This is a genomic window from Empedobacter sp. UBA5036 (genome assembly GCF_002415215.1).
Classification (GTDB): Bacteria; Bacteroidota; Bacteroidia; order Flavobacteriales; family Weeksellaceae; genus Empedobacter; species Empedobacter falsenii_B.
In genome coordinates, this window is the sequence record NZ_DICC01000044.1 from 33,623 (window position 1) to 43,148 (window position 9,526).

10 protein-coding genes and 1 riboswitch are annotated in these 9,526 nt (G+C 32.0%); all 10 genes read left to right on the forward strand.

The genetic code is table 11. From position 1 onward, the window contains the following. Positions 1-2,043 (forward strand): M16 family metallopeptidase, encoded by a 2,043-nt coding sequence (locus tag B4J88_RS07825; protein ID WP_291067152.1) that lies wholly within the window; start codon positions 1-3, stop codon positions 2,041-2,043. A gap of 249 nt (positions 2,044-2,292) precedes the next feature. After that, positions 2,293-3,126 (forward strand): 1,4-dihydroxy-2-naphthoyl-CoA synthase, encoded by an 834-nt coding sequence (locus B4J88_RS07830; RefSeq protein WP_114999699.1) that lies wholly within the window; start codon positions 2,293-2,295, stop codon positions 3,124-3,126. 94 nt (positions 3,127-3,220) lie between these two features. After that, positions 3,221-3,967: a prolipoprotein diacylglyceryl transferase gene (locus tag B4J88_RS07835; RefSeq protein WP_312067361.1), complete on the forward strand. Its 747-nt coding sequence runs from the start codon at positions 3,221-3,223 to the stop codon at positions 3,965-3,967. Continuing rightward, a complete protein-coding gene (locus tag B4J88_RS07840) occupies positions 3,967-4,167 on the forward strand; it encodes a hypothetical protein (protein WP_114999701.1) in 201 nt (66 codons plus the stop codon). Before B4J88_RS07835 ends, B4J88_RS07840 begins: the two co-directional genes overlap by 1 nt. 1 nt (position 4,168) lies before the next feature. Next, positions 4,169-4,402, forward strand: a complete 234-nt coding sequence (locus B4J88_RS07845) for a hypothetical protein (protein ID WP_114999703.1) — start codon at positions 4,169-4,171, stop codon at positions 4,400-4,402. Between the two features lie 46 nt (positions 4,403-4,448). After that, positions 4,449-5,858, forward strand: coding sequence for a radical SAM protein (locus tag B4J88_RS07850; protein ID WP_280037369.1), 1,410 nt, complete (start codon positions 4,449-4,451; stop codon positions 5,856-5,858). A 6-nt stretch (positions 5,859-5,864) separates the two neighbouring features. Beyond that, positions 5,865-6,485 carry an SGNH/GDSL hydrolase family protein gene (locus B4J88_RS07855; protein ID WP_115002005.1) on the forward strand — a complete coding sequence of 207 codons (621 nt, stop codon included), beginning with the start codon at positions 5,865-5,867 and terminating at the stop codon, positions 6,483-6,485. A 355-nt stretch (positions 6,486-6,840) separates the two neighbouring features. Continuing rightward, positions 6,841-6,969: riboswitch (FMN riboswitch) on the forward strand. A 131-nt stretch (positions 6,970-7,100) separates the two neighbouring features. Further along, complete coding sequence (gene ribB, locus B4J88_RS07860; RefSeq protein ID WP_114999705.1) at positions 7,101-7,763, forward strand: 3,4-dihydroxy-2-butanone-4-phosphate synthase; 663 nt, start codon at positions 7,101-7,103, stop codon at positions 7,761-7,763. Positions 7,764-7,917: 154 nt separating this feature from the next. After that, a complete protein-coding gene (locus tag B4J88_RS07865; protein ID WP_291067154.1) occupies positions 7,918-9,171 on the forward strand; it encodes an MFS transporter in 1,254 nt (417 codons plus the stop codon). Between the two features lie 92 nt (positions 9,172-9,263). Then, the coding region (locus B4J88_RS07870) for a hypothetical protein (protein ID WP_291048153.1) at positions 9,264-9,526 on the forward strand (263 nt) is incomplete at its 3' end.

Genomic DNA, 9,526 nt, shown 5'->3' on the forward strand with positions numbered 1-9,526 from the left:
ATGAAAACAAAAATATTATCTCTTGCAATCGCTTTTATGGCAGTTAGCTTAAATGCGCAAGTGGCGATTCCAATGCCAAAACCAGGTCCAGCACCGACGGTTAATTTAGGAAAATCGAACGAATTCAAATTAAAAAATGGTTTAACAGTTATCGTTGTTGAAAATCATAAATTACCACGAGTTTCTGCTACATTAACAATCGATAATCCTCCATTTGCATTAGGTGCAAAAAAAGGAGCAGAGTCTTTGTTGGGCGAAATGTTGGGAACAGGAACAAAAACAAAATCTAAAGATGATTTCAATAAACGTATTGAGTTTTTAGGAGCTCGCGTTAATTTTTGGGAAGAAGGAGCTTCTGCAAGTTCTTTAACTAAGTATTTCAACGAGATTTTTGGTTATATGGCAGATGGAGCTATGAATCCAAACTTTACTGAAAGTGAATTTGCTGATGTTAAAAAACGTTACATCGAAGGTTTAAAGTCGAATGAAAAATCTGTAGAAGCAGCAGCATCTCGCGTTTCGAATATATTAGTTTATGGAAAAAATAATCCTTTCTCAGAATTTGATACACCAGCCCAAATTGAGAAAATTACATTGCAAGATGTGAAGGATTACTACAATACCTACTACAAACCAAACAATGCTTATTTGATTGTTGTTGGAGATATTTCGACAAAAGATGTAAAAGCATTGGCGGAGAAAAACTTTGATTCTTGGCAAACAGGAAAATTAAATATTCCAGCATTTCCAAAAGTAGAAGAAGTTACAAAAACGGAATTAAATGCGATTAATATGCCTAACGCAGTGCAATCTGTGGTCTCAGTTTCGTATCCAGTTCAGTTGACAAAGAAAGATCCAGATTATTATGCAGCGTTAATTGCGTCGTCTATTTTGGGAGGCGATTTTAATTCGAAATTGAATATGAATCTTCGTGAAGCGCATGGTTGGACATATGGTGCACGTGGTGGAGTTTCTGATTCTCGTTACATTGGACGTTTCAATACTAATGCAACTGTTCGTAACGAAGTGACGGATTCTGCTATCGTTGAGACGATGAAAGAAATTAAAGGAATGACGTTAAACAAAATTGATCAACAAACGTTGAATGATGTAAAAGCAAAATTCTTAGGAAACTTTATCTTGACTTTAGAAAGTCCTTCTACGGTTGCTAACCAGGCTTTAACGAAAAAGACAAATCAATTATCAGATAGTTTTTATGCAGATTATATCAAAAATATAAATGCTGTAACAATTGATGATGTTTTACGTGTTTCGAAAAAATATTTCCGTCCAGATCAAGCAAAAATCAATGTAACAGGTAAATTAGAGCAAATTGCACCAGCTTTAGAAAAATTAGGTTACTCAGTTAATTACTACGATTCTTTCGGAAATAAAATAGATAAACCAACTTCTGGTGCAAAAACTACAACTGTTTCAGTTGCTCAAATTACAGATAATTTTTTCAAAGCTATTGGTGGTACGGACAAAGTGAAAGCTGTAAAATCGATTGCTCAAAAAGGAAAAATTGACATGATGGGTAGAAATGGAGAATATATATCTAAATCTGCTGCGCCTAATAAAACTTTTGTAAGTTATAATATAGGTGGACTTATTATTAAACAAATTTTTGATGGTGAGAAAGGGTTTGTTATACAAGGACAAAAATTTGATTTACCAGCTGAAATGACAGATCCTTTAAAGAAAACAAATTCTTTGTTTGTACCATTGTCAGAAGGTTATAAATCGGCTAAAGTAGAAGGAATCGTTTCTGAAAACGGAGTTGAATATTACAAAGTTGTTGCTGCAGATATTTCTCGTACAGATTATTATGATGTAAAAACTGGCTTGTTAATGAAGTCTGAACAAAAAATGAAATCTCCACAAGGAGAAATGATTGCGACGACGATAAACAAAGGATATAAAACTTTTGAAGGTATTTTAATGCCAACAGAAATTTTAACAGAAGCTGGACCTCAAACAGCTAAAATAGTAATTGAATCAGTAGAAATTAATAAAAACGTTTCTGACGCAGATTTTAAATAACAATTCTTTTAAATATTTTTCAAATTAAAAGGCAATTCGTATTTTTCGGATTGTCTTTTTTTATACCACTATGATGAATAAAACCTCTTAGCGCAAAAAATAAGGTAATTAAAGAAGAGTATCAAGAGATTATAGATCAGCGTATGCTAGAATTGCGTAGAAAAACTTGAGATTAATAACTGAAAATTCTTTTTAAAAATGAATAAATCTTATTTTTGAGAAATTTTTAATCAAAAAACAAAATATATAATGGCAACAATCAATTGGCAAACGGTAAAGGAGTACGAAGATATCACGTTCAAGAAATGTGATGGAGTAATGCGTATAGCATTTAATCGTCCTGAAGTTCGTAATGCATTTCGCCCAAAAACTGTTTTCGAATTATTAGATGCTTTTCAATTAGCAGAAGAAGATCGTGAAGTTGGTGTAATTTTATTGACAGGAGAAGGACCATCTGCAAAAGATGGTGGTTGGGCTTTTTGTTCTGGAGGTGATCAACGCGTTCGTGGTGCAAAAGGTTATGAAGGACAAGATGGTGTTGGACGTTTGAATATTTTAGAAGTTCAGCGTTTAATTCGTTTTTCGACAAAAGTTGTTGTAGCCGTTGTAAATGGTTGGGCAGTAGGAGGAGGACATTCTTTGCACGTGGTTTGTGACATGACATTGGCTTCTAAAGAACATGCGATTTTCAAACAAACTGATGCAGATGTAGCTTCATTTGATGGTGGTTACGGTTCGGCTTATTTGGCAAAACAAGTTGGTCAAAAACGTGCCCGTGAAATCTTTTTCTTAGGATTGAATTACTCTGCACAAGAGGCTTACGATATGGGAATGGTAAATTTAGTTGTTCCGCATGACGAGTTAGAACAAGTTGCTTTTGATTGGGCACAAGAGATTTTAACAAAATCGCCAACAGCAATTAAAATGTTGAAATATGCATTCAATTTGGTAGATGATGGTTTAGTTGGACAACAAATTTTTGCAGGAGAAACCACACGTTTTGCATATGGTACAGAAGAGGCTGTAGAAGGTCGTAATGCATTCTTAGAAAAACGTCCAAGAGATTTTTCAAAATTTAGATAAGAAAATTTTCAAAATATAAACGAAAAGCGATGTTTAACATCGCTTTTTTTATTTCTATAAAATCAATTACTTTTACTCAAAACCTAATTAATTTGTGATAATAGATTTTCCTGTATCCATTGAAATTTTTGGACACTCAGTCTTAGTTCATCCTATTCTCGAATCGGTCGGAATTTTTATTGCGATGCGTTATTATGCATTTCTACGAAAACGAAACAAATCAAGTTTATCGACAACACAATCGTTTAGTATAATTATAGGCGCATTAATTGGAGCGCTTTTGGGCTCTAAAATAATTGGAACATTAGAAAATCCGCAAGCTCTTTTGGATGCAGAAAATCCTTTTCTCTTTTTCTGGACAAGTAACACAATCATAGGTGGTTTAACCTTTGGTTTAATTGGTGTAGAACTCACAAAAAAGATAATTAGATACAAAGAAAGTACAGGCGATTTGATTACTTTTCCTTTGATTTTAGCGATGATAATTGGACGAATTGGTTGCTTTTTAACAGGCGTTTATGAACAAACATATGGAATAGAAACAACATCTATTTTCGGAATGGATTTAGGCGATGGATTGTTACGTCATCCAGTTGCTTTGTACGAAATTGTTTACCTTATTTTGCTTTGGATAGTTTTAAAAATCGTTCAGAAAAAATATATTTATCCTTCTGGATATTTGTTTCAAATCTTTATGCTGGCTTATTTTGTGTTTCGTTTCTGTTTAGATTTTATCAAACCAATACATCCCATTTTTTTAGGATTAAGTTCTATTCAAATTACTTGTGTTGGTGTTATTTTTTATTATATCTTTAAGTTATCACAACTTAAATCTAACTAATGGAATCTTTATTTACAATTGTTTTTATTTTACTTCTTATTGGTTCTGTACTTTCTGTAGCAGGTTTTATTTTGTACTTATTTACAAAGAATAAAAATGAGATAGAAAGTGTAGAAATGTCTCTAAAACTAATGGTTTGGGGAATAGGGATTTTACTTGCTTCGGGTTCAATTTGTGGCTTAATTTTAATTGGAAACTAATATGATATATTCAGTAATATTTGCAGAAGGAGGATTTGGAAACGATTTTATTTATGTTATTATAGCAATTTTAGCAGTAATTGCACTTATTGGAGGCGCTGTTGGAACAGTAATTTCGCTAATCATAAATTCTATTTCTGGAAAAAGTAAATCTTCAAAATACTATTTAATGATTTTTGGAATGTGTGCATTGGTTACACTTATTATTTCAGGAATGGTTTGTGGATCTATGTAAACATCGTACCTTTCATTAAAACTTAAATCTACTTAAAACTTATATTATGCCGGTTAGAAATTACACGTATTACGATTATACAATTTCACTTTGTCCAGAATGTTTAAAACGTGTTGGTGCAAAAATTATTATCGAGGACGAGAATGTTTTTATGACAAAACGTTGTCCAGATCATGGTTTCTTCAAAACAAAAATAGCAACGGATGTCGATTATTATAAAAACATAAGAAATTACAATAAAGCATCAGAAATGCCTTTGCATTTTGAGACAGATGTAGAATATGGTTGTCCGTACGATTGTGGTTTGTGTGTCGATCACGAGCAACATTCGTGTTTATCAATTGTTGAGGTGACGGATCGATGCAATTTAACGTGCCCTACTTGTTACGCCATGTCATCGCCACATTACGGTTCTCATCGTAGTTTAGAGCAAATAGAAGCGATGTTTGATACCATTGTTAAAAATGAAGGCGAACCCGATGTGGTTCAAATTAGTGGCGGAGAGCCAACAATTCATCCACAATTTTTTGAGATTATGGAAATTGCAAAATCAAAACCAATTAAACATTTGATGTTGAATACAAACGGAATTAGAATTGCGAATGATCCAGGTTTTGCAGAAAAATTAGCAACTTATGCACCAGAATTTGAAGTTTATTTACAATTTGATTCATTTAAAAAAGAAGTTTTAGAAGATTTTCGAGGAAAAGATTTGACAGATGTTCGAATGAAAGCTTTAGAAAAATTGAATGAATTAAATCTTTCTACAACTTTGGTTGTTGTTCTTCAAAAAGATAAAAATACGGATGAAATTGGAAAAATCATCGATTTTGCTTTAAAACAAAAATGTGTACGTGGAGTTACTTTTCAACCTGTAGAAATTGCAGGCCGAAACAGAGAAGACTCTATTCATGAAAAAATTACCTTAACGGAAGTTCGTCAAGAGATTCTGAATCAATATCCTCTTTTCAATGGAGATGATATTATTCCGGTTTCGTGTAATCCTGATGCTTTGGCAATGGGATATATGTTAAAATTAAATGACGAGGTAATTCCGTTAACACGCTATATAAATCCTGCCGATTTATTGAATAACGAATCAAAAAATACAATTGTTTACGAACAAGATGAAGAATTGAAAGTACAGTTGTTGGATATTTTTAGCACAGGAATTTCTGTGGATAAAGTACAACCAAAAATGAATCAGTTGCTTTGTTGTTTACCAGAAGTTTGCGCGCCCGAATTGGATTTAGATTACGATAATTTGTTCCGAATAATCATTTTGAATTTTATGGATGCACATGATTTTGATGTTCGTGCTGTTAAAAAGTCTTGCGTACATATCGTCAACAAAGATTTGAAATTAATTCCATTCGAAACAATGAATTTATTTTATCGTGACGAAAAAGCTGCTTATTTAGAAGAATTGAGAAAAGAGGATAAAGTGTTGTTTTAGATGATGATGACAAATTGCTTATTTTTTGGAGATAGTATTACCTACGGCGAATATGACGGGGTTTTGGGAGGTTATGTAGAAATTTTGAAACGTTATTGCCATGCTGAGTTTTATAATAACAATGCAAACGAAGTCAATTGTTTTAATCTCGGAATAGGAGGAGAGACAACAGAAGGTTTAATGAAACGATTTGAAGTTGAGACAAAAGCGCGCTTTTCTCCTGACGAAAATCTAATTTTCTTTTTTTATGGCGCAAATGATTTAGCTGAAAGAAATGATTTAGAATTGGTTTCTCTTGTTAATTTTGAATCAAATCTTTTTGAAGTAATTTCTCAAGCAAAAGAATTTACAGTTAACATTTATGTGATAAGTATTTTACCAATCTCTAAAACGGTTGATGGAATAAAAGTTCCTAAACGTAAATTTCGTACGACTCAAAAAATTGAATTATACAATCAAAAGCTAAAAGAATTAGCACTTCAAAATCAAATAGAATTTATTGATATTTTCTCACGTTTTAATTCAACTAAAGAAGAATTTCTTTCAAAAGATGGTATTCATCCAAATGAAAAAGGATATCAATTTATCGCAAATCAAATCAAACCGATTGTAGAGAAATATTTGTAAAATCTATTTTTGTTGAATTTGACTTCTGTAATATGGAATGATATAATCTTTAAAAAATAAAAAAGTCATTGATCCAGCTATACATGTAAATGGTGCGTTTTGGCTTGTTCCAGTTGGTGAGATCTAAGAAATTAATAATCCAACTAAATATCCGCATAAAGCGTAATAACCAATTTTCAGAATTATTCTTAATGCTTTGTTTTTCATTTTATTAGTGTTTTAATGAAGATATGGTTTTTATTGATAGTAAACAAAATAATCTTTATTCATTATAAATAACTCATTTTGGTTTTGTAACTTTGATCGCGAAAGTTTATGGTAATTTTTCAAATAAAAAATTAGTATTAACAAACGAAATTTTCTTCGGGGCAAGGCGAAATTCCTTACCGGCGGTTATAGTCCGCGACTCCTTTAACAACTGTTATTGGACTGATTTGGTGAAACTCCAAAACCGACAGTATAGTCTGGATGAGAGAAGAAAATTGAACACAACTGAAAGTCATGAGTGATAAGTGTTAAGTTCTGAGTGAAAAACTCATGACGCACAACTTTGAGCTTATTACTTAACAATGTGTTTCGCCCTGAAGTGATGTTTCATGATAAAACAAAAATCAAATGAAAACAATCACACAATTTGGCTCAACAGCCAATGAAAGAATTGCAAATGCAATAAAAGATCTACAAAACGGAAAAGGAATTTTATTAATTGATGATGAAAATCGTGAAAACGAGGGTGATATCATTTTTCCTGCTTCCACAATTACTGCGCCTGATATGGCTTTATTGATTCGTGAATGTAGCGGTATTGTTTGTCTGTGTCTTACACAAGAAAAAGCAGATGAATTGGAGCTAAATCCTATGGTCGAAAACAATAACTCACGTTTTCATACTGCATTTACAGTAACTATTGAAGCAAAAGAAGGTGTAACAACTGGTGTTTCTGCAGCCGATCGTATACAAACGATAAAAACAGCAATTAATCCAATTGCAAAACCGACTGACCTTAATCGACCTGGACATGTTTTTCCTTTAATTGCTCGTCCAAAAGGCGTTATGGAACGTCGAGGACATACAGAAGGAAGTATTGATATTGTGAAATTAGCAGGTTTAGGAAATGAAGCAGTTTTGTGCGAATTGACAAATGTTGATGGTACAATGGCGAAAGTTCCGCAAATTATAGATTTTGCCGAAAAACATGAAATGACTGTTTTGACAATTGAGGATATTTACGAATATCGTCTTCAATTAGAGGAGAAAAAACAATTAGAATTCGCTTAAATTAAACAATAAAATACATCATAAACTTTCAAAAATCTTCGGGTAGAAATACACGAAGATTTTTTTTGATTTTATACAAAATTTATTATCCAAAATCAAGGTAATTTTGAATAAAATCAATGTACATTTAAAAACTTAAAATTCAAATTACAAAATGACATCAGAGGAGAAAGTTCCATCCGTTTGGAAAAATAAAGAATTTATTCCATTCATATTTTTAAGGTTTTCCTTAATCTTTGCTTTATTCATTCAGAGTACGTCTGTTGCGTACGAAATTTTTAAAGTCACTCAGAAAGAAATTTTTCTTGGATTAATTGGTTTAGCCGAGTTTTTACCAATTCTTTTAACTGCTTTTTATGCGGGACAATTGGTCGATAAATTGGATAAACGGATGATCTTGGTACGAAGTATTGGTTGTTTTATGACCGCTTCTTTTGTCTTGATGATTGTTAACTTTCCGTCAGTTCGCCAAGCAATCGGAATTCCTGTTTATTTGGGAATCTGTTATTTTGCATTTTTCATTTTAGGATTGACAAGATCCTTTAGCGGACCAGCTTTATTTGCACTTTTAGCCTTAGTTGTCCGTAAAGAAAACTACACAAAAGCAATTCCAGTTTCTTCGTCTGCATTTATGATTGGATCAGTTTTAGGACCTTTGGCAGGAGGAGTTATTTTAGCAAAATTTGGTATTGAAGCCGCTTTGATAACCGCTTTTACAATTATGTGTATTTCGATGGTGATGATATTATTAATTTCTAAAAAACCAGCAGAAATATCAGAATCAGAATCGACAGAATCGCCAATGATACGTATCAAAGAAGGTTTGAGATTTATTTGGGGAACGCCAATTATATTAGCTGTTTTGAGTTTGGATATGTTTGCGGTTTTCTTTGGTGGAGCAGAATCGTTGTTACCAGCTTTCGTTGAAAAAGTATTGAATCAAGGTTCTGAAGCTTTTGGATTATTACGTTCAGCACATGGAATTGGATCGATTATAATGATGTTTTTCTTGTCGATGATTCCAAGTTTATTAAAAGGAAATGTTGAACCAAAATTATTGGGAGCAGTCGCAATGTTTGGTATTTGCATTATATCTTTCGGATTTAGTCAAAATCTGTATTTATGTTTTGTGATTTTGATGTTTGGAGGTGCTTTTGATGCAATTTCGATGGTAATTCGTCAAAGTATTTTACAAATTAAAACGCCCGAAAATTTGAAAGGTCGTGTTTCATCTGTCAATTCAATATTTGTGAGTTCTTCTAACGAATTAGGAGCTTTAGAAAGTGGAATTGCTGCAACATTTTTAGGGTTAGTTCCAGGAATTATTTTTGGTGGAACAATGACAATTTTAACCGTAATTTTAATTGCATTTTTCATCAAACCTATTCGAAAAGTAACCTTAGAATAAAATATTAAGATAAAAAGAAGTAAAGGTTTTAAAATAAAGTAAAGCGAATCAATTGATTCGCTTTTTTGTTATCTTTAAGAAAATAATTATCAATGAAATCTATTGTTTACTTTTTACTTTTAGGATTTGGTTTGTTGAGTTGTAATAAGGATGAAATTAAAATAAAGGTTGATAAAGTCGAAAATAATATGATACACTTTACAATCAAGAATAACTTCGAAAAAGAATCAATTCGCTTTTTAAAACCTAAACATAATTATTTATGTTATGAAGGAAGTAGTCCTATTAATAATATCTATAAAGATTTTTACATCTTAGATTTTATAAACAGATACTGTAATCTTCCCCTTGTTAA

Bases quoted from the DNA above. Each gene is read 5' to 3' on its own strand.
- B4J88_RS07830 (WP_114999699.1), top strand. From the start codon at position 2,293: ATGGCAACAATCAATTGGCAAACGGTAAAGGAGTACGAAGATATCACG.
- B4J88_RS07840 (WP_114999701.1), top strand. From the start codon at position 3,967: ATGGAATCTTTATTTACAATTGTTTTTATTTTACTTCTTATTGGTTCT.
- B4J88_RS07825 (WP_291067152.1), top strand. From the start codon at position 1: ATGAAAACAAAAATATTATCTCTTGCAATCGCTTTTATGGCAGTTAGC.
- ribB (WP_114999705.1), top strand. From the start codon at position 7,101: ATGAAAACAATCACACAATTTGGCTCAACAGCCAATGAAAGAATTGCA.
- B4J88_RS07850 (WP_280037369.1), top strand. From the start codon at position 4,449: ATGCCGGTTAGAAATTACACGTATTACGATTATACAATTTCACTTTGT.
- B4J88_RS07845 (WP_114999703.1), top strand. From the start codon at position 4,169: ATGATATATTCAGTAATATTTGCAGAAGGAGGATTTGGAAACGATTTT.
- B4J88_RS07855 (WP_115002005.1), top strand. From the start codon at position 5,865: ATGACAAATTGCTTATTTTTTGGAGATAGTATTACCTACGGCGAATAT.
- B4J88_RS07865 (WP_291067154.1), top strand. From the start codon at position 7,918: ATGACATCAGAGGAGAAAGTTCCATCCGTTTGGAAAAATAAAGAATTT.